The sequence below is a fragment of the Deferribacter desulfuricans SSM1 genome (assembly GCF_000010985.1).
Classification (GTDB): Bacteria; Chrysiogenota; Deferribacteres; order Deferribacterales; family Deferribacteraceae; genus Deferribacter; species Deferribacter desulfuricans.
Window position 1 is genome coordinate 50774 of sequence record NC_013940.1, and the last position, 21326, is coordinate 72099.

General features: G+C 25.7%; 21 protein-coding genes. 17 read left to right on the forward strand and 4 right to left on the reverse strand.

Annotated features, from left to right (window positions below):
- The first annotated feature begins 50 nt into the window (after positions 1-50).
- Positions 51-245, forward strand: a complete 195-nt coding sequence (locus DEFDS_RS11275) for a hypothetical protein (protein ID WP_041224017.1) — start codon at positions 51-53, stop codon at positions 243-245.
- Here the strand turns inward: DEFDS_RS11275 and tnpA (DEFDS_RS11280) are convergent.
- Complete coding sequence (gene tnpA / locus DEFDS_RS11280; RefSeq protein WP_013008875.1) at positions 242-667, reverse strand: IS200/IS605 family transposase; 426 nt, start codon at positions 665-667, stop codon at positions 242-244. The genes DEFDS_RS11275 and tnpA (DEFDS_RS11280) overlap by 4 nt on opposite strands.
- Before the next feature lie 22 nt (positions 668-689).
- Here tnpA (DEFDS_RS11280) and DEFDS_RS11285 point away from each other — a divergent pair, with 22 nt between their 5' ends.
- From DEFDS_RS11285 to DEFDS_RS11330, 10 genes are all read left to right on the forward strand, one after another.
- Complete coding sequence (locus DEFDS_RS11285) at positions 690-2021, forward strand: RNA-guided endonuclease InsQ/TnpB family protein (RefSeq protein WP_013008876.1); 1332 nt, start codon at positions 690-692, stop codon at positions 2019-2021.
- A 230-nt stretch (positions 2022-2251) separates the two neighbouring features.
- Positions 2252-3013, forward strand: a complete 762-nt coding sequence (locus DEFDS_RS11290; protein WP_041224018.1) for a hypothetical protein — start codon at positions 2252-2254, stop codon at positions 3011-3013.
- Positions 3014-3092: 79 nt separating this feature from the next.
- Positions 3093-3797: a hypothetical protein gene (locus tag DEFDS_RS11295; RefSeq protein ID WP_013008909.1), complete on the forward strand. Its 705-nt coding sequence runs from the start codon at positions 3093-3095 to the stop codon at positions 3795-3797.
- Between the two features lie 29 nt (positions 3798-3826).
- The gene (locus DEFDS_RS11300) at positions 3827-4039 is read left to right on the forward strand and encodes a hypothetical protein (protein WP_013008910.1); all 213 of its coding nucleotides are present in this window, start codon (positions 3827-3829) and stop codon (positions 4037-4039) included.
- 26 nt (positions 4040-4065) lie between these two features.
- Complete coding sequence (locus DEFDS_RS11305; protein WP_013008911.1) at positions 4066-5253, forward strand: hypothetical protein; 1188 nt, start codon at positions 4066-4068, stop codon at positions 5251-5253.
- A gap of 71 nt (positions 5254-5324) precedes the next feature.
- Positions 5325-7682 carry a hypothetical protein gene (locus DEFDS_RS11310; protein WP_013008912.1) on the forward strand — a complete coding sequence of 786 codons (2358 nt, stop codon included), beginning with the start codon at positions 5325-5327 and terminating at the stop codon, positions 7680-7682.
- A gap of 20 nt (positions 7683-7702) precedes the next feature.
- Entirely contained in the window at positions 7703-10189 is a 2487-nt protein-coding gene (locus DEFDS_RS11315; RefSeq protein WP_013008913.1) for a hypothetical protein, read from the forward strand.
- Positions 10190-10325: 136 nt separating this feature from the next.
- The gene (locus DEFDS_RS12770) at positions 10326-10775 is read left to right on the forward strand and encodes a DUF4402 domain-containing protein (RefSeq protein ID WP_050742541.1); all 450 of its coding nucleotides are present in this window, start codon (positions 10326-10328) and stop codon (positions 10773-10775) included.
- A gap of 116 nt (positions 10776-10891) precedes the next feature.
- Positions 10892-11260 carry a hypothetical protein gene (locus DEFDS_RS11325; protein ID WP_013008914.1) on the forward strand — a complete coding sequence of 123 codons (369 nt, stop codon included), beginning with the start codon at positions 10892-10894 and terminating at the stop codon, positions 11258-11260.
- Between the two features lie 38 nt (positions 11261-11298).
- Positions 11299-11652 (forward strand): hypothetical protein, encoded by a 354-nt coding sequence (locus tag DEFDS_RS11330; RefSeq protein ID WP_013008915.1) that lies wholly within the window; start codon positions 11299-11301, stop codon positions 11650-11652.
- On the opposite strand, the gene tnpA (DEFDS_RS11335) is transcribed toward DEFDS_RS11330, so the two are convergent.
- Complete coding sequence (tnpA, locus tag DEFDS_RS11335; RefSeq protein ID WP_013008875.1) at positions 11649-12074, reverse strand: IS200/IS605 family transposase; 426 nt, start codon at positions 12072-12074, stop codon at positions 11649-11651. The two genes, DEFDS_RS11330 and tnpA (DEFDS_RS11335), sit on opposite strands and share 4 nt — an antisense overlap.
- Positions 12075-12096: 22 nt before the next feature.
- Here tnpA (DEFDS_RS11335) and DEFDS_RS11340 point away from each other — a divergent pair, with 22 nt between their 5' ends.
- The 5 genes from DEFDS_RS11340 to DEFDS_RS11360 all read left to right on the forward strand — a co-directional run bounded on the left by DEFDS_RS11340 (position 12097) and on the right by DEFDS_RS11360 (position 18505).
- Positions 12097-13428, forward strand: a complete 1332-nt coding sequence (locus tag DEFDS_RS11340; protein WP_013008876.1) for an RNA-guided endonuclease InsQ/TnpB family protein — start codon at positions 12097-12099, stop codon at positions 13426-13428.
- A gap of 40 nt (positions 13429-13468) precedes the next feature.
- Positions 13469-13999, forward strand: a complete 531-nt coding sequence (locus DEFDS_RS11345; protein WP_013008916.1) for a hypothetical protein — start codon at positions 13469-13471, stop codon at positions 13997-13999.
- Between the two features lie 17 nt (positions 14000-14016).
- The gene (locus tag DEFDS_RS11350; protein WP_013008917.1) at positions 14017-16878 is read left to right on the forward strand and encodes a hypothetical protein; all 2862 of its coding nucleotides are present in this window, start codon (positions 14017-14019) and stop codon (positions 16876-16878) included.
- A gap of 152 nt (positions 16879-17030) precedes the next feature.
- Positions 17031-17480, forward strand: coding sequence for a hypothetical protein (locus tag DEFDS_RS11355; RefSeq protein ID WP_013008918.1), 450 nt, complete (start codon positions 17031-17033; stop codon positions 17478-17480).
- The gene (locus DEFDS_RS11360) at positions 17474-18505 is read left to right on the forward strand and encodes a type IV pilus twitching motility protein PilT (RefSeq protein WP_013008919.1); all 1032 of its coding nucleotides are present in this window, start codon (positions 17474-17476) and stop codon (positions 18503-18505) included. Before DEFDS_RS11355 ends, DEFDS_RS11360 begins: the two co-directional genes overlap by 7 nt.
- Here DEFDS_RS11360 and DEFDS_RS11365 read toward each other — a convergent pair.
- Together DEFDS_RS11365 and dut are read right to left on the reverse strand one after the other, a co-directional pair.
- Positions 18502-19071, reverse strand: a complete 570-nt coding sequence (locus tag DEFDS_RS11365; RefSeq protein WP_013008920.1) for a hypothetical protein — start codon at positions 19069-19071, stop codon at positions 18502-18504. The genes DEFDS_RS11360 and DEFDS_RS11365 overlap by 4 nt on opposite strands.
- A 263-nt stretch (positions 19072-19334) precedes the next feature.
- Positions 19335-19799 carry a dUTP diphosphatase gene (gene dut, locus DEFDS_RS11370; RefSeq protein WP_231841052.1) on the reverse strand — a complete coding sequence of 155 codons (465 nt, stop codon included), beginning with the start codon at positions 19797-19799 and terminating at the stop codon, positions 19335-19337.
- Positions 19800-20283: 484 nt separating this feature from the next.
- Between dut and DEFDS_RS11375 the strand changes: the two genes are divergently transcribed.
- Positions 20284-21156, forward strand: coding sequence for a DsbA family protein (locus DEFDS_RS11375; protein WP_013008922.1), 873 nt, complete (start codon positions 20284-20286; stop codon positions 21154-21156).
- Positions 21157-21326: the final 170 nt, after the last annotated feature.

The window sequence follows — 21326 nt, forward strand, 5'->3', positions numbered from 1 at the left end:
GTATATTTTATAAATTAAATAATAAAATATTACATTCTGGAGGTATGTTTATGTGGACAGATGTATTTCCTATGGCTAAAAGTATTTCTGCCGCTGAACAGGAAAATTTAGAGGATTATGTAGTTAGAAAAAATGCCCAGGAACTACTTCAAAAATTATTTGATTACTTAGATGAAGAGGAAAAATTTATTATTGGCCATAGGTATGGTTTATCCCTCCACCACCCACAAGACACATTCTTTTAGGTAGGTGATGTAGTGGGTGTCTTCTGGGTTTCAATATATTGTTTGATAACCTCAAGCGGAGCTCCACCACAGGAACCTGCAAAATAGCTTGGAGACCATAAAGCGTTTTTCCAGTAATACTGCCTTAATTCAGGATGGATTTGTTTTAGCTTTCTGGAAGAAACACCTTTTAGCGAATTTACCAGTTTTGAGACTGCCACCTTTGGCGGATAGTTTACAAGCAAATGGACATGGTCGCTTTCTCCATTTAATTCTATCAGTTCTGCCTCAAAATCTTGACAGACTTTGGCGAAGATTTCCTTTAAGGTTTCTAAGTGTTTCTTTTGAAATACGCTCTTTCTGTATTTAGTTACAAAGACCAAATGCACATGCAGAAGAAAAACACAATGCCTACCAGTTCTAATTTTACTTGACTTTTCCATAGACCAATACTATAATATAACAATGATTACATGTCAAGCCTTTAAATTTAAACTCAAGACCAATGAAGAGTTAGAAAACAAGTTCGCCCAATTTGCCGGCTCTTGTAGGTTTGTATGGAATAAAGCTATTGCTTTAATAAAACAAAAGCTTGATATAAAAAAGGTAGATAAAATCATCAATATCCACTTGCCACAATATTACAAAAATACTGCTACTATACCTACCTATAACGAAATGGCGGGAATGCTTAAATTATGGAAACAATCCGAAGAATACGCTTTCTTAAAAGAAGCACATTCTCAAATTCTACAACAAACCTTAAAGGATTTATACAAAGCCATAGACAGTGCTTTTACCAAAGGCAATGGTATATCTTTTCCAGACTTCAGGAAGAAAGGTAAATCGCCAGACAGCTTTAGATATCCTCAAGGCTTTAAGATAAATAACAATAGAATATTTTTACCTAAAATAGGATGGGTTAGGTTTTATAAATCAAGAAACATAGTTGGCAAACCAAAGAATGTAACAGTTAAAAGATACGCCGATGGCTGGTATATAAGCGTAGTTACCGAAAAAGACACATCAATTAAAGAAAATCTATCCAACCCCGTGGGTATAGATGTAGGTGTAAAAAAGATAATCACACTATCCAACGGTTGTTACTTCGAGCCTCTTGATTTAAGTAAATATGAGAAAAAACTAATCAAACTCCAAAGGCAACTCTCGAGAAAACAACACCCTACCAAAAAAGGAGATAAGACACCGTTTTCTAATAATTACAAAAAACACCAAAGAAAAATAGCAAAGATGTGGCTTAAGATAGCAAATGTGAGAAACGATTACCTACATAAAATAACAACAGCCATAGCCAAAAAACACGGCTTTGTGGCTGTAGAGAATTTAAAGGTTAAGAACCTAACCAAATCTGCAAAAGGCACAAAAGACAGCCCCGGACGTAATGTAAAAGCTAAATCAGGCTTAAACAGAAGCATTCTTTCTCGAGCGTGGGGTAGGTTCTTTGAACTGCTTGAGTATAAACTCCAGAGAAATGGGGGGAAACTGGTTAGAGTTGACGCTAAAAACACCTCTATAACCTGTCCTCTATGTGATTACACTAATAAGGAAAACCGCAAAAACCAAGCGGTATTTGTATGCAAAAAGTGTGGTTTTACGTCTAATGCTGATTTGGTAGGTGCGATAAATGTTTTAATGAGAGCGATGAGGAAGGAAAACCTTATAACCCTACCGCAGGGCTTGCGGGAAGTCACGCCTGTGGAGTATGCCAGAGAGTATACGCTGAAGCAGGAACCAGCGGGAAACCGTGAGGGATTACCGCTTCCATCGATAGCGTAGATGGGAATCCTCTTCCTTTAGGGAGAGGAGGAAGTCAATTGGTTATGAACAATTATCTCTAGATGTAATGATAAATAAATTAAATGAAAAATTTAATAAAAATTATAATTCATTAGCAATTTTACATTATTTAGAAAAAAATATATTTAAAAAAATAAGACGTATATTAAAATGTAAATATTCAATTAAAGAATTAAGTGATTGCATTTAATTTGTAATATATAAATATTATGTTAGATTATAGTTTTATATGTGATAAATTATATAAATTTAAAACTGATTTATCTAAAGTATTAAATATATATAGTGATATTAAAGAGCTTTTACTTAATTATAAAGAATTATATAATTTTAACGTTAAAACCAGTTATTCTTTAGACGCTTTAATGAATCTTTATTGTTTAGATGCTATTAATGTAAAAAAATCTAAAATCTATTTAAAGGATATTAAAGGGGTATGTTCTGATAAAGTAAGTTATTTAGATATAAGTGGTTTATTTCTTTATATAAATGACAATAGAGATTTAATTAATTATTTTGATTATATATGTCAAAATAAAGAATTTAATATTTTTAAAGATAAAGAATTGTATCTTTATAAAATCCAAGGTGGTAAAAATTATTATATTGTTAATGTTGATCATAGTATATTAAATAAATTTCTTTTTTTGAAAATAATAAGTATATTTTTTGATGTACTTAATTATTTAAGTATAAATTCTGTAATATATGAAATTAATTTTAATCAAGAATTAACAAGGGGTTATTATTTAATATTAGATACTTTAATGAAACTGAAATTAAAAAATAGAATTAATAATTTTAAATGTTATATAAATAACAATACTCTTATGATGAAAAATAATAATATTAATAGTTCAACTAAATTTTCACCTTCTATTATATTAACTATTAATAATAAAAATTATGAATTTACTGAATTAAATAAAATAATATTATTAAATAAGTATTTTTTATCTGAAAAATATTAAAAAATTTGTTATATTAATATTAAAGCTATAATTTAGTAACAAAAATATATTAAATAAATAAAATAAAAAGGGTATTAATGTGTTATTAAAAGGTAATTTAGTTAATTTTTACAAAAAACTTCCTGAAAATGGTATATTTTGTATGTTAACACCAAAATATTATGAACCTAAAAATTTTGGTTACAATTATGAACACCCTGTTTTAATTGATCGACATTATGTTTCATTGGTTGAATATGTTCAATTATTAAATCCTGATATTAAAATGAAAGATTTTATTTGCAATTCTTTAAAAAATAATAGTAGTAAAGTTACTTATGTAATTGATAAATTAGTTTTATTTCCTAACCGCCCAGCTGTTTGCGATAAGAGTAGTTTACTAAAAAAATATAAAAAAAATAATAGATATAAAGAAAGATTATTATTCCCTGGTTATAAAAGTAAAGCAAATATGGATATTATTATAGATTCTTTTGGTCAATTATTTAATTTTTGTAGAAATAATAAAATAGAACATGTATGTTTACCAATTCCAGCATTATATTCATTATATGAATTAGGTTTTAATGAATTAAAAGATTTCTTTATAGATGCTAATTTAATATTTTTAGAAAACAATATAAAATTATATTATATATTTGATCCTGAAATTATGAAATGTACTAAAATAGAATCTAAAGCATTTAATGAATATGCTGAAGTTATGAATACTCAAATAAATAAATTTGTTATCAAAAACAAATCTGTACAAATTAATGATTATAATTTGCAACTTGCTATTTAAAAAAATACAATAAAAAGGAGTATGTAATTATGAGTTGGGCTGAATCTATTAAAATTAGAAAAAATGTCAGAAAAAATGTAAATATGTGTAGTAATAAGAAGAAAGCAAAACGTAAATATTTAAAAACTGCACGTGATTTTGATAAAAGATATCAACAAAAGTATAAGAATAAAGTATTAGAGTTGTTTGACCTTAATTATGAAACAAATTTTGATACTTATGAAATGGATTTTAATAGATAATTATATTTAATTATATATGAAGAATTATGTTAACGGTAATTGATAAAAAAATAACTTCTGATAATTTAATAATAGCTGATAAAATATGTACTTATATTGATGCGTCTACACATGTAGTTAGATTATATAACTCTTACAGTATTGAATTTTTAGAAGATGACAAAGTTTATAGGGACACATGTTTTATTATATCAGGTTTAGGTTCTCAGATTGCTTGCTATTCAGATAGAGAGCTTGTTGGTTCGTTTTATAAAATAAATTCTTTTATCCATTTAGGACTGGAAATATTAGGTCTTTATGGTTACGATAAAAAAGAATATGATAAAATTTATACTTATTACAAAACATGGAGAAAATTAAAACAAAATACTAATCCGCTTAATTTAGGTGAATTGCTTTATGAGTATTATAATAATAAATATGAATTAGAATCATTATCATGGGGTATATCATCGCTTAAACGTTTAATTGAACAAGATGTTTTTAGAGTAAATCCTAATTTTAAATGTGTTGAATTTTATTCAGATAATTTATTAAATATTAAAGTATTGAAGTACTATAGTGATATTATAAGAAGTGTAGTAAATGTTAAAAAAAATAATAATAATCAAATAAAAACTGCAACTTCTGTTTATAAAAGTCATTATTATTATTTTAAAGACCACTTTGAAACAATAATGAATAAATTACAGATGGGTTTTTTCTTTAAAGATAATGTCTTAGAGCGTCCTCGTAAAGTTAATTATTTAATAGACTACATTGCAAGAGATTTTAATAATAGATCTGATAGTTTAGCTAAATTTAGTAATATTATAGGATTATATGCTATTAATAATTATATTTTTAATAATCTTGGACTTTTAGGAAAGTATATTTTACAATATATAAATGATGTAAAATGGGATAAAACTATTCTTGATATAATGAAAGATTGTAGAATGAGAAATGAAAGTATTTTTGACAATGATAAATGGTATGACATTTATAAACGTAAATATAGTGTTTATACTAAATTAAATAAAGCTATTAGAAATTTTATATATGATAACGAGAATAATATAAGATTAGTAGTTATAAAAACTTTAAACAGATTAAATCAACAGAATTTACTAAATATTTTAAACATAGCAACTCATACAAATTGTTGTTTTGATGATATAGATTATTTATTAATTAGTGATAACAATTATAACAATGATTTAGATCTAAGATAAATTTTAATAATTTAATTATTTTTGTTATATTATTTTATAGATTATAAATATAATTGAGGGGATTATTTATTATGAATATTTATATTTATGATTCTTGGTTTAGTTTTGTATATGAAATAGCTCTATATATATCTGATAGTATTTATTCATTTTTTGGCTCTGATTTTCTTTTTATTGCATCGATGTTTCTTATGTTTGTAATGCTTAATGTTGCAGTCAGATATGTTACGTTAACTGCATCTACAAATGGTCCTGGATTGAGGGAATTTTTTGATAACTTAATGAAAAAAGATTTAATATATAAGTTAATATTAGGTGGTGTTTTATTTGCTATTACTTTATTACCGGTAAAAGTAAATGTTATATATTCGGGAAACAAGTTAATTCCAGCAGATGTTATTAATCTTGCTATGAAAGATTTATTTACTTCTTTAACTAGTAGTTCTGATTCGACTGGTACATCAACTTCAAGTAAAACTACTTTTGCTGATGCTTCCTTTACTAGCACACACAAGTTACCATGGGTAATAGCAATATCAGCTTATACTATAGATGAATTTTTATTTGGTAAATATGGTATTTTACAAAATACAATGAAACCTTTTTATGAAAAATATAAAAATGATACATCTGCAATTATTAATTCATACATAGATTTTAAAAAAGAATCAGATACAGTAATTCAATTAACTGATGGAATTTTTAATAAAGAAGTAGATGTCTTTAAAAAGATACCTACATATTATGTGGAAACATTTAATGTATTTAATAATATAAAACTAAAAAATAGTAGTAGTAAGATACAAAAAGACATAGAAAAACTTATAATAATACTATCAGGTTTACAGGCGGGTTATACTAAAGAAACTATGGCTATTATAGATAAATTAATTAATACAGATGATATATCTAGTGTTTTAAATGATCCTGACGTAATTAAATTTTATAATACTATGATTAAAACATTTAATATTGAATTAGAAACAGAAGGTGATGTTACAACTATTATACGTAAAAAATCTACCCCTTATACAGCTAATTCTTCAGATGCTGCTGGATTAACTATAGATAGGCAACTATTTTTAAGTTTTTTATATAATAGTCTTAATCAAAAAAATACTGGTCCGGATGATATATTTTTTAATACATTTTACAAGTCGTTAGCACTAATATATTTAACAGGTTTAAACAATACAACCGACAATGTATTACAAACATTAAAAGATAAATATGAAACAGTAATAGCTTGTGTAGAAAAGAAAGAAACAAACTGTGATGCTGTAACACTAGATATGAACAGTTTTTTAAAAGATATAGCTACTACTCGTTATTCAAATTCTTCGGATGATATTGTTTTAAAAAATATAACTGATGAATATGAATATTTATTATTAATAATAAATAATAATGAATTATTAAATATACCTTTTGTCAGTAAACTTGCTGCTAAGTTATATACTTCATTAGAAAAAGATATATCAAATTTTAATGATAATTATATAGTTAAGTTAAGTCAATTAAGAAGCAAAATAGCAAATATGGATGGGGCATATAATTTATCAGCAGTTGTGACTTATATTGACAGTTTATTACAATTTTTTAATAAATCTTATTCTGTTTATAATGATGTCTTAAATAATTATAAATATTATCATGATAATGCTTTAACTCTCAAATCTGAAGAGTATTTTGATGATATTATTAATTCCGGAAGTATTTTTAAAGTAATGAAATTATTAGATAGTGACGGATTATCATTAAAAGGTACAGCAGCACTTATATTTAGGGCTTTAGCATGGTTTTTATCATGGGCTATTTTGATATTTTCATACTTAGGTTTACTTTATTTTTTAGTTATTAGAGCAATAAATTTTTTGGTGTATGTAGTATTGTGGTTTATGTACTTTTTTAAAGCTTTTATATTATCAGATATTAGAATTTTAAAATCACTAATTATAGATTGGATTACTTTTAGAGCTTATGATGTTGCATTAGTAGTAGGTATAGCATTTTCTTATGCTTTTCAGATTTTGTTGTATACTTTAATAAGTTATGGTCAATATTTATTAACAAGTAATAGTGCACGTAGTGTAATGGTAAATTTAGTTTTAGCTTTATGTGTATTCTTGAATCTTCAGATAATGAGATTTGTATATCAAAATATTGGACGTATAGTTGCTCAGTCTGACAATGTATTTGCTGATAGTTTAAAGAGGGTAATTGATACTGGTGTTGCAGGTGTAGGTGCTGTTACCAGCGTATTAGGTGGTGTAATTGGATTAAGTCAGACACTTGGTGGTTTATTTGGTAGAGAAAGTGTAGTAGGGAAAACAGTAAGTAAAACATCTGAAGTATCTCAACAGAACATAGCTAGTAATCCTAATGTAAAAGAACAAGTTAACACGAAAGATAAACTTAAACGAGATTAATAAAATTAGAGGTATTAAAAATGTTATCATTTGAGTTTACTATTCCAATACATATTTATGACAACTGGTTTGGATTTTTATATACATTTAGTTTAGCTCTTTGTGAGACTATTTATAAATATTTAACTGGTGGTTATAGTGCAATTACTATAGCTACAATATCATTTTTTTTAGCGTTTTTAAATCCTTATCTTAGGTATATTACAAACTTTAGTGTTGTTTTTGGTAAAGATGCTGTTGGTATAAAAGAGTATGTAGATACAGTAATTAAACGTGATTTTTACATGAAAATATTTATTTCAGGTATTTTACTTGCATTATTATTAGCACCTGTAAAAATACAATTAGTTACAAATAATTCATTATTAGTGCCGAAAGAAGTATTTCAAAAATATATTCAAAGTTTGGATATTAACGAATTTGATAAATATATAGATACAAGCGATAATGAGTTTCAGTTACCTGTAATAATAGGTCTAGCTGTTTCAATTGTAGACACTGCCTTTAAAGCAGTAACTGGAACGCTTACAAGTTTAACAGGAACAACTGATTTTACTAATTTAAATGTTGATATTATACAGAAATTTATGGATAGCTGGGATTTGAAAGATGCTGAGGATTCTATCCCTAACAAGATGGTATCGCATTTGTACACATTAAAAGTGGATCCACCGAAATCTTATGTAGTTGATGTTAAGGCAAATGAAGATGTAAACAATTTAGATTACAGTTTAGCACTTTATTCAATTGTATTAAAATCATTGTATGGAATGGAGTATAAAGGTTCTATTGATTATTTATCATCTACAGATAATAAATTATATTTAGAATTTATTAATAACTTAATGAGAATTTTTAGTGGTAAAGAAAAGAAGTTTAATTCGTATTTAAATTCAGGTGATCCAAATATAGATATTAAAATTAAATATAATACTGCTAATAATATGTTTAATGAGGGTTATCAAACAGTTAGTTCGCTTGAAAATTTCTTATTAACACACCCAGAAGTAACAAAAGCTTTAACGCTTATGTTAAGTTGGTATAAAGTTAAATACAGTACTCTAGGTATATCATATAATTGGGCTTTAGCGAGTCAAAAAAAGATATATGATTTTAATAATTTAAAAGCAGTGATTAAGACTTTTGATAAAGATCTGGATAATAAAAAATTGCACCGAATTGTAGAGTTTATTTTTACCAGCAGTTCATCACCATATCAAAAATTACAAGATTTATTAGAAGACGGTGATAAAATACCAGTAAATACATTTACCGATAGTGCAACTGCATATGAATATTACAATACATTGGAAAAAGTATTAAAATATCAAAGAGATGAATTACAAGATGTTTTAGTTATAATGGATAATTACAGACGTTTATATCTTGGTATTATGTATGCATTAGATAATAATATTGATATGTTGGATAATTTAATTAATACTACTAAAGATAGTACAGTAAAAGAAGTTTTAAAATATATTAAAACTAATAAAAATTTAGCAAAACTGGTACGATCTGAAGAAAGTAATTACATTAAGCGTGTAGCATTATTTTATACAAATTTGTATACTAAAGTAAATGGTTTTTTAAATTCTATTAATTTTAATTTAAGTAATATAGAATCAGTAAAATCATTGTACGAAAAAATTTTAGCTGAAGCTAATGCAGAAGGAGTAGATGTTAAAACAGTATTAAAAGACAGAAAAGAAGATTTTGTATTGTTTAGATTATTAAATATACCAGTTAATACTGTTAACGAAGAAGTCAAAGAACCTGGTATTAAAGATAAATTTCTTAGTAAGGCTGGTTTAATAACAAAAGAAGGGTTTATATATGCTTTAGTTGTTTTATTTTTCTATATTTTTTGTATTTTTACTATATTTCTTTTTATAATGTATTTAATTCAAAGATTTATAGCTTTTGTATTATATTTTATATTATCACCACTTTATTTTATTAAAGCTATAGTGACACAAACTTTTAATCAAACTTTAACTGCTTATTTTGCAAGCTGGATAAATTTTCGAGCTTTTGATTTTGGTTTATTAATTGGCTTCATATTCTTAAAATTAGTAATAAAAATAGTTAATACATTTTCATTATATTTGGTTTATATATATCAGTCTAATTTGTTAGGAATAAAATTAGCATTTATGTCTATACTTGTATTAAGTATGTTTATATGTATTCAGGTTATGAAATTTATTTATTTGAAGATAACAAGGATAGTTAATAACAAATTTGATGTAGTAGCTGAGAGTCTCGCTAAAGTGAGTGACATGGCACTTGGACAAGCAATGGCATTAGCTAGTGCAGGTGTTGGTTTAGCTAAAACTGCATCCAGTCTTGGTTTTAAAGGTTTAGGTGGTTTAATTAATACAGTAGCTCCTGGAGTTGGTTCTATAGTATCAAAAGCTGGTTCTGCTGCTTCAGGTGCAGCTGGTGAAGTAGGTAAACAGGCAGTAGATGCTGCACAGAAATTAAATAATGAAAATAATAATTAATATTAGTATATAATTTTATATAAATTTTATATAAAATTTATAAATTAATATTTTTTTTTAAAAAAAATAAAAAAATTTGTTATATAATAATTACAGACACACATTAATATATAATAATAATATGGAGGTATGACCAATGAAGAAATTTGCAAAAGTACTTACTTTAGCTATGGTAATGTCTGTTTTAGCAACTGCGGCATTTGCTGCATCAGCTACTGGTACTGCAACACTTGATGTTATTCAAGCTCTTACTATTACCAAAAATCAAGATTTGAATCTTGGGCAAGTAGTTCAAGGTGATGCTACTGGTGCAACTGTAGCCACAACTGACGCTAATGCTGCTAGTTTTACTGTAACTGGACAAGCTAATGCTGCACTATCTGTAACAGTAGATTCTTCAGTTACTCTTGATGATGGTTCAGGTAATACTATTAATGTTTCTTTAACAAATGATGCTACATCACCAGCACTTGATGCAACTGGTTCATACACTTTTCATGTAGGTGGTTCTACTGGTCCAATTGCTTCTTCACAACCAGTTGGAACATATACTGGTACATTTAATGTTACTGTAGATTATCAATAATATAATAATTATAAACTATTATAATCTTTATTAGCCCTGCAAAATGCAGGGTTATTTTTTTAATATTTTTTGGTATATATTTTTAAAAATTGAGAATAATTTGTTATATATAAAATATGATTAAAAAAATATTAAAACAATTATTATTAATATTATTAGTAGTTGTTATACAGCGTAGTTTATATTATAGAGTTCTTGTAGGAACAAGTTTTGATATTAGTCCTGCAAGTGCTGATTCTTTTCTTATTCATGTATATGATGGTACTCCAAATGGAACAGTTTATATTGATATACCTAAATTTGTAAGATTTTATTCAAATGGAAAACCTATAGTTTTTTGTAATACAATATCATCTGTAGATACAAGTACTAACTTAGATTCTAAAGGGGAGTTGTTTTTTACGGTTGGATTATCATGTAAATTTGTAGATAAAACTTTTTCTGGTATTTTAAGTAGTAACTTAACTGTAGATGTAACTGAATAAATATACACAAATATAAAAAACAAAGGAGGTATTTTAAAATGTTTAAACATGTAAAATTTAACACAATTAAAATTAGTAGAAAAAATATTTTAAGTTTTTTATTAATGTTTTTATTTTTTGTTTTCTTAGATAATAGTTTTGCTTTTGCATTTGTACGTGTTTATCCTCAATTGATTACTTTTGATTTAGACAAAAAGCAGACTACTTTTGCTGTAACATTAGAAAATGCAGGAAGTACAAATGAAACATATAAACTGTATATTGGTTTTTCTTATATAAATGATGAAGGTAAAGTTGTAGAAATAAAAGAAATAAGTAAAGTAGATAAATATGATCTGTCACTTAAGAAATCTCTTTTATCCCTCCACCACCCACAAGACACATTCTTTTAGGTAGGTGATGTAGTGGGTGTCTTCTGGGTTTCAATATATTGTTTGATAACCTCAAGCGGAGCTCCACCACAGGAACCTGCAAAATAGCTTGGAGACCATAAAGCGTTTTTCCAGTAATACTGCCTTAATTCAGGATGGATTTGTTTTAGCTTTCTGGAAGAAACACCTTTTAGCGAATTTACCAGTTTTGAGACTGCCACCTTTGGCGGATAGTTTACAAGCAAATGGACATGGTCGCTTTCTCCATTTAATTCTATCAGTTCTGCCTCAAAATCTTGACAGACTTTGGCGAAGATTTCCTTTAAGGTTTCTAAGTGTTTCTTTTGAAATACGCTCTTTCTGTATTTAGTTACAAAGACCAAATGCACATGCAGAAGAAAAACACAATGCCTACCAGTTCTAATTTTACTTGACTTTTCCATAGACCAATACTATAATATAACAATGATTACATGTCAAGCCTTTAAATTTAAACTCAAGACCAATGAAGAGTTAGAAAACAAGTTCGCCCAATTTGCCGGCTCTTGTAGGTTTGTATGGAATAAAGCTATTGCTTTAATAAAACAAAAGCTTGATATAAAAAAGGTAGATAAAATCATCAATATCCACTTGCCACAATATTACAAAAATACTGCTACTATACCTACCTATAACGAAATGGCGGGAATGCTTAAATTATGGAAACAATCCGAAGAATACGCTTTCTTAAAAGAAGCACATTCTCAAATTCTACAACAAACCTTAAAGGATTTATACAAAGCCATAGACAGTGCTTTTACCAAAGGCAATGGTATATCTTTTCCAGACTTCAGGAAGAAAGGTAAATCGCCAGACAGCTTTAGATATCCTCAAGGCTTTAAGATAAATAACAATAGAATATTTTTACCTAAAATAGGATGGGTTAGGTTTTATAAATCAAGAAACATAGTTGGCAAACCAAAGAATGTAACAGTTAAAAGATACGCCGATGGCTGGTATATAAGCGTAGTTACCGAAAAAGACACATCAATTAAAGAAAATCTATCCAACCCCGTGGGTATAGATGTAGGTGTAAAAAAGATAATCACACTATCCAACGGTTGTTACTTCGAGCCTCTTGATTTAAGTAAATATGAGAAAAAACTAATCAAACTCCAAAGGCAACTCTCGAGAAAACAACACCCTACCAAAAAAGGAGATAAGACACCGTTTTCTAATAATTACAAAAAACACCAAAGAAAAATAGCAAAGATGTGGCTTAAGATAGCAAATGTGAGAAACGATTACCTACATAAAATAACAACAGCCATAGCCAAAAAACACGGCTTTGTGGCTGTAGAGAATTTAAAGGTTAAGAACCTAACCAAATCTGCAAAAGGCACAAAAGACAGCCCCGGACGTAATGTAAAAGCTAAATCAGGCTTAAACAGAAGCATTCTTTCTCGAGCGTGGGGTAGGTTCTTTGAACTGCTTGAGTATAAACTCCAGAGAAATGGGGGGAAACTGGTTAGAGTTGACGCTAAAAACACCTCTATAACCTGTCCTCTATGTGATTACACTAATAAGGAAAACCGCAAAAACCAAGCGGTATTTGTATGCAAAAAGTGTGGTTTTACGTCTAATGCTGATTTGGTAGGTGCGATAAATGTTTTAATGAGAGCGATGAGGAAGGAAAACCTTATAACCCTACCGCAGGGCTTGCGGGAAGTCACGCCTGTGGAGTATGCCAGAGAGTATACGCTGAAGCAGGAACCAGCGGGAAACCGTGAGGGATTACCGCTTCCATCGATAGCGTAGATGGGAATCCTCTTCCTTTAGGGAGAGGAGGAAGTCAATTATGCCAAGACGATTAACATTAAAACCTGGGCAAAGACAAGTAGTACGTTTTAAGCTTTTACCAAACAAATTGTTGCCAGCTAAACAAAGAGAATATAAGGCAAGATTATATATAGAAACTATTGAAGCTTATAATTCTGTAACTGGCAACGTTACAGATAAGGGAGTTATTCAGACTGTTTTAAGAATTAAGAAAAAAGTAGGGTTACCAATTAGAGTATTAAAAGGAAATTTAAAATATCAGTGTAGTATCGAATATGATCAAAACAATAAGATAATTTTGATTAAAAATACAGGATTAAAGACTTTAAGGGGAAGTTTATTAATAGTAGGGAAAAAAGGAAATCAGGAAAATTCTTTAGTATCACTATCCTATTTTGCTGCTGATAGAATAAAGAAAATATCATTAAATGAATTGCTAAAAGATAATCAGTTTTATGATGAATATGATATAGTTGTAAAAACTTCTGATAGTACAAGAGATGAACAACCTAATAGACTTATATGTAGTAAAAATATAAAAGTAAAATAATGATTATATAATATATAATGAGGTTTTTTGTTAATAAACCTCGCACTATAATTATAATTTATATAATATTATATATACTTAGTTGTATTACATTTGCATTTGCTGAAGAAAATGTAAAACAGTTACATTACATTATTTCTGATATAAATGAGTATCAGGAATTTTATATACCATTAAAAGTTAATGGTAATACATTGCAGGATGATTTTATCGTCCTGCTTTCTCCTGATGGACAAAAAGTTTTAATACCTTTTCAAAATCTTACTAAATTATTAAAGTTTGGTTTATACTTACATCGTGTAAACGATAATTTATACATTTTACAGGGTTATTTTTTAAATAAGGATTATTTTTTAAATTTAAAAACAACTAAAATATATAAATATAAAAATGTATTTTCTGTTTTGAAATTTCAAGGATATTTAGTAAATGACAGACAAAATAAAACTGTAAATATAACAACATATTTAGCTATTTATAATAATAAATATTATATTAGTTGTAATTATTTATCTAAATTATTTAACAATATTATTGAAGTTAATTATGATCCAATAAATATGGAATTAATATTAAAAACAGATGTAAAATTAAATTCACAAATTTTGGAAGAAAGAAAAAAGAAGAGAGAAAAATATGAAAATTACACAAAACAGCTACAGAATCAACAAACAAAAGATATTGTTTCGGTAAAGAACCAACCTTTATTGGTTAGTGAATATAATGTTAAATTGATTCCATATGCAATGGATAATACTAAAAATTATATTGATTCAATAGAGTTAGATAATACTTTAAATTATAATAAAATAGTTTTCCAAGATTATTTAAACTACAATTCTCAAGACGGCATTAATATAAATTATTTATCTTTAAATTATAATTTAAAGAAATCTAACGTTGAAAATATACAATTTGAATATTTAAAGCCTTATTTAATAAGCGATGTACAATATTTAAATAAATTATTTGGTAATTATATAATTGATAAAATAATGCAAAATACAATAGATATGAACAATACTTCTTATAATAGTGATGTTTCTAAATCGATAGTAGTAGAAGTTAATAATTACAAGATAGATTATGATGATGTATATAGTACCATGGATATTAATAATTTTTTACAAAAAGAAAATATTTTTAGTAAATACAAATTAAATAATGTTTTTCATTATAGTATAGATGATTTCGAATTTTATAAAAACAAAGATCTGTTGTTTAATGGTAATGTTAAGAATATAAAAAATGAATTAAATAATGTAGATTTACATTATGGAATGAATGCATTTAAGATGTCCTATTTTTCTTATATTTTAGGAGAATATACAGATACATATATTATAAATGTAGATAATAATTACCCTAAAAAAGAACAGTTATTATATAAATTAAGATCTGAAATAGTAGGAGAAAATAATTATAGGTTAATTGATTTTGCTTATGGTTTAGGAAATTTTGATTATATAAAATATAGCAGTTTTAACTTAAAAAACAACATCTATGATATAGATTATCAATCAATTAGCTATAATAGAAATTATTATTTTTCGAAATTATATAAGCAATTTAATTTAGATATAAATTTATTTAAGTTAGGGGATGAGCAATTTTTAAAAACAAATTTTCAATTAATTGATTTAAATGGTAATCAAAACACTTTGACTTTTACAAAATCTTTGAAAAACAATATATATGGATTAACTTTAAAAAGGTTGATGCAATTTAATAAGTTATCAAGTCGTATTACAATTGATTGGGTAAAAAATATAAATAGTACATATTTAGATGTTAATTATAAACTAAACTATAATTTAGGTTATAAAGTTAATATAACTTGGGAAAATAGTTATAAAAAACAAAAATATACTGATTCTAATTTTTTATTAAATTCTTATAATACTAAGTTATCTTTTTATTATAATCTAACTAAATCTATTCGTTTAAAGTATGCAATGGAATATAACTATAATGATTTGAAATATGAAGATAATTTACTAAAAACAACTGTAACAGGTCATGTTTTAGAGATTAAATCTAAACTTTCTAATAAATGGGAATTAACAGCTGAAGCGGGAGTATCTTCTGATAATAGCAAACAGTTTATGTTTTTATTAACTTATAAAGATGACAAATACACTCATACAGTGCAGACTTCATCTATTCATTCAAGTTATAAAAATGAAACAGAGATGAATTATACAATAAATGGAGCTGTTTTTACAACATATTCAAATGTTGATAAAAAAATATTAAATTACTTCTATAAAACTAATACTACAGGGATATTATTGATTAAGCCATTTATTGATATAAATGGTAATGATAAATATGATAAAAATGAAGATACTGTGGTACAGAATTTAAAATTTAAAATTGATAATAATGTTATCAGAGTAGATACTTTTGATGTAAAAAATGGTTATTATGTTATTTATAATGTACCTTATGGTAAAAGACATTATTTATCAATTGATGAAAAAAGTATTGAGGACCCATATATATCTCCAGTAAATAAATTTTATAGTTTTAAATTAGATAAACAAGACTTAAATATAATTTTTATACCTTTTGTTTATTATGGAGAAATTTTTGGTTATGTGGATTCAATAATAGCACATGCTACTAACAACTGTTTTGTAGAATTGCGTAATTCAAAAACAGGTAAAATTCATAGATCAGAAATCTTTGAAGATTTTTCTTATTATTTTCAAAAAGTTCCTTTAGGGGGATATTTATTACAGTTAGTTTGTCAAAAAGAGGGTAAAGATAAAATATATGATAGGTTAAATGTTAAGCTTTTTTATGATAAAAAGCTAAATTTTGTTAACACATCGGTAGATTTGACAAATAGGTTATTACATTATAACAAACAATAAATTCTATTATTTACTTAAATAATCCATAAAATTATATAAAAAATAAAATAAAACATAAGTAATAAGATATTAAAATTAAAATTAAATTAATAATTTGTTATATTATTATTAAATAAATACAACAATAAAAAATAATAAAAGGGGGAGAAAATATGAGTGTTTTAACTGAAATTGTTAAGTTAAATATTGAAGATATAGAAAAAAATATAGAAACTAATAAAAAACAAGCTACTGATATAATAGATAAACAAAGAGGATTATTTAATCAAATAGAAAGATTCTTATATTCAACAGGGAGTGTTAATTGTCCTAAAACTAAAAGTATTGTTGATTTTAATGAATGTCTTAATTGTCAATATAATCAAGACTACGGTTTAATGAAAAAGACTCGAGAAAATTCAAATAATCATTTTTGGGTAAAGTGTGCTTATGAGGATGAATATATAGTTAAAGAGGAAATTGAAAATATTTTATCAGCTATTGATACTTTTAAAAATGATATTGATATGCTTGAATTTTTAAGCAGGCAATTAAATAGATATGCTTTAAAATTAAAGAAGTATCTTACAGAAAAAAATAATAGAGGTGTTAATTTATGTTAATCCAACAGCAAAAAAGCAATTTAATAAAGCAACAAATTGTTAATTTATTAAATCAGAAACCTAGTATTACAGATTTTATATTATCAGAAAATTCATTACATATTGTCGAAAACAACAATGTTATACCTATTCAACAGAATATAGACCAAAATATTAAGGAATGTTTAATAGATTTTTTCTTGGAATTAGCAAATAATTATATTAGTTCTTATGAGCATGAAATAAAATCAGAAATAAAATTAAAAAATTACCTTAAAAGAATTAGTTCTTTAAATTTTTCTTTTGGGTTGGACAATTATAGATTCAGAGGAAATTTATTTGTTGCAAGCAATATAATACATTGTGTATTACGTATTATATCAAGTGATATTAAATCATTTGAAGAATTGGGTTTTAATCGTACTCAAATGATTAGTTTGTTAAATTCAAAATCGCATGGTTTAATATTAATATCAGGTGTAACAGGTAGTGGTAAATCTACTACTGCAGCAAGTATATTAGACTATTATAACAAGACACGAAAGTATCATATAATTACCATTGAGGATCCTGTAGAATATAAGCTTGTAGAAAAACAATCTAAAATTACGCAACGTGAAGTTGGAAGTGATACAGTTAATTTTAAACAAGCATTAAAGGATAGTTTGAGACAGAAACCACATGTATTATTTATTGGTGAGGTACGTGATTTAGAAGTAGCTGAAATACTCTTACATGCAACATTAACAGGACATTTAGTAATTACTACAATACATGCTTCATCGGTTATACAGTCTATTAACCGTTTTATAGGTTTATTCCCTGCAAGTCAGGAAGAAGTTATTAAAAGGACTTTTGCTCATGTGTTATTAGGTTGTATTAATCAACGTTTAGAATATGTTCCTACAAGCAATAAGATGCAGTTAAAATATGAAATGCTTATAGTAGATGATACTGCTCGTGTAATTATTCAGCAGGATAAAAGGATGTATGGTCAACTAAAAGATGTTATGAGAAGGCAAGGGAGCCCTATATTAGAATATTAATCTATTTTGTTTATAATATTAAGAATGTTATTTTTTATAATGGTTTTATGATGTTTAATTATTTTTTCTAAATAATCTATTAATTGAGTGTCATTAAAGACTTTTGATGAACTTTTTTTATTTAAATTATTGAGTCGTATTACATTATAAAGTCCATCTTTTTTTTGTTCTATACTTATAAAATAAATATCAATTTTGTTATTATTTAAATTAGCATATAACATTATCCATATTTTATTATGGTGATAGTTTGTTTTAATAGTGGTAATTTTATTTGTTTCTACATATTTTTTAATTAACATTAGGATATAATATAATTTAGTATCCATTAATTTTAGTTGTTTTTCATAATATTCTACTTGGTTACTAACTGCGTCATATTCACTTCTATATTTTTGCAGTTGGCTTTTTAATTCATCAATTTTTCTATTAATATTTATTATTTTGCCTTTTAGTTCATTTTCTAATGATAAAGATTTTTCTAATTTTGTGCTTATTTCTTCATATTTTTCTTCATATTGCTTTTCTAAATTTTTTTCGACTTTTTTATAATATTTTAGCAACATAATATAACTCCTTAATTATTTTTTAGGTTTATTATATAAAATATTTAATTATAATTCTATTTGCATGTCTTTAGTGTTTTCTTTTGTTAAAAAAACTATAGATTTTACTCCAAATAAATCTTCTATATGCATATTTAAGTAATTTTCGACATCTTGAGGTGTCTTAAATAAATCCTTGTCAAAATCACTTAGTGTTATTGTTAAGTCTACATTAGCTTTTATTATTCATATTATTTTACCTTTAATATTATTTTATATGTTTATTATTTAACACCTGTACTACCAAAACCACCATCTCCTCTATCTGTATCATCCAATTCATCAGTTTCAATGAAATTAACTTGTTCTATTTTACAAATAACTCCTTGTGCAATACGAGTGCCTTTTTCAATAGTGATAGGTTTATCTTCTGTATTCCATACTAAAATACAGATTTCTCCTCTATAGTCTGCATCTACTGTTCCCGGTGTGTTAGCAACTCTAAGTGGAGTTTTAAGTGATAAACCGGAACGAGGGCGTATTTGCAGTTCATAGCCAATAGGTAAAGCTATTTGTAACCCTGTTTTTATAAGTTTAGTTTCTTTTGGTTGGATTACAATTTCTTCTACTGTATAAAAATCAAAACCGCTAGAACCATTTGTTGCATATTGTGGAATTTGCGCATCTGGATGTATTTTTTTTATCCTAACATTATAAACAGGACATTCAGTAACTTTTTGATAATTTATACCTACGTCATAAGTATTTACTTGTGACTTAAGTTTACAATATACTTTATGGTTAGTTAATATTTCTGCTTGTGCACAGTTTACACAATAATAATAAGGTATTTTCATATTATAACTCCTTTATATTTATTGAATTTATAATATATTATATAATATATTATAAGTAATGTCAACTATTATTTTATTTTAATATATTTATATATACTGATTAAAAATTAATCGCATGATTTTTAGATAATAATAATTTTGCATTTTTTTGTGTTGAGATATTGTGGATTATTTATGTGGATAAAATTACATTGATATATAATTAAAAATAAAGTATAATATTTGAATATAGATTGATTATATTAATTAATTAGTTTATATATAAAAAATTAAAATAGGTAAATTTACTTGTTATATATTAAATATATTAAAAAAATACGTAGTAATAAGTAATAAATTAATAAATAATAAAACGTAAATGAAAGGAGTTATATCTATGAAAAAAAACATATTAAAGATTATTAATTTTGTCATGTTATTATTATTTGTTTTAACGTCGATTAGTATGGCATCAGGCAATAGTTATAGTAATACAATAAGTCAAAAATTAAAAAAAATTATAGAGAGTAAAGACAACAATATAGAAGTTACAGTAGAAAAGAGTATTCCATCTAAAGAAATAGCTGGTTTTGCTTATGTATTATTAAAAATACATCCAAAGGGTAATAAAGAACTTTCACAGGAGCTTTTTGTTCTTAGTAACGGTAAATATATTATTCCAGCTTTAATTGATATTGATAAAGATTTAAATATGTTGGATTTAGTGAAAATTGATATAAATAAAATTCAATTTAATCCTGATAAAAACAAGTTGGAGTTAGGTAATGCGGATGCAAAAGTAAAAATTGTTATGTTTAGTGATTTCGAATGCCCATTTTGTAGACAGGCATTTCCTTTTATTAAAAATTTAGCGCAAAAATATAATAAACAGGTTGCTGTTTATCATTATAATTTTCCACTTAATTTTCATAAACATGCGAGAAATTTAGCAATAGTATATGAAGCAGGTAAGGAGTTAGGATTAAATTTAGCTGATGTACTATACTCTATGAAATTAGATAATATTAAATCTATAGATGATATATTAAATAATTTAAAAGATAAAATTCCAGCACCTAAATATGGTAAATTAAAAGATTTAGTTAAAAAATCTAATAAATATAATAAAATAATTGAAAGTGATATGAAAGTAGGAAGTGATTTAGGTGTAAAGGGAACTCCATTTTTTATAATAAATGGTTCTATTATTAGTGGTTTTAATCCTAATTTAATAAAAATAGCAGTTGATAAGTATGTTAAAAGTAAATAAAATTATAAGTAATTTTATAAAACCAAAAATATTACTAAATAATATATTATATAACATTAATAAGCTACTATATGTTATTTTATATAGATCTTATTTTTATATTAAATATAAAAGTTGAGTATAAAAATATATAATGAAAACATAATATGATAAAATAAAGGAGAAAACTA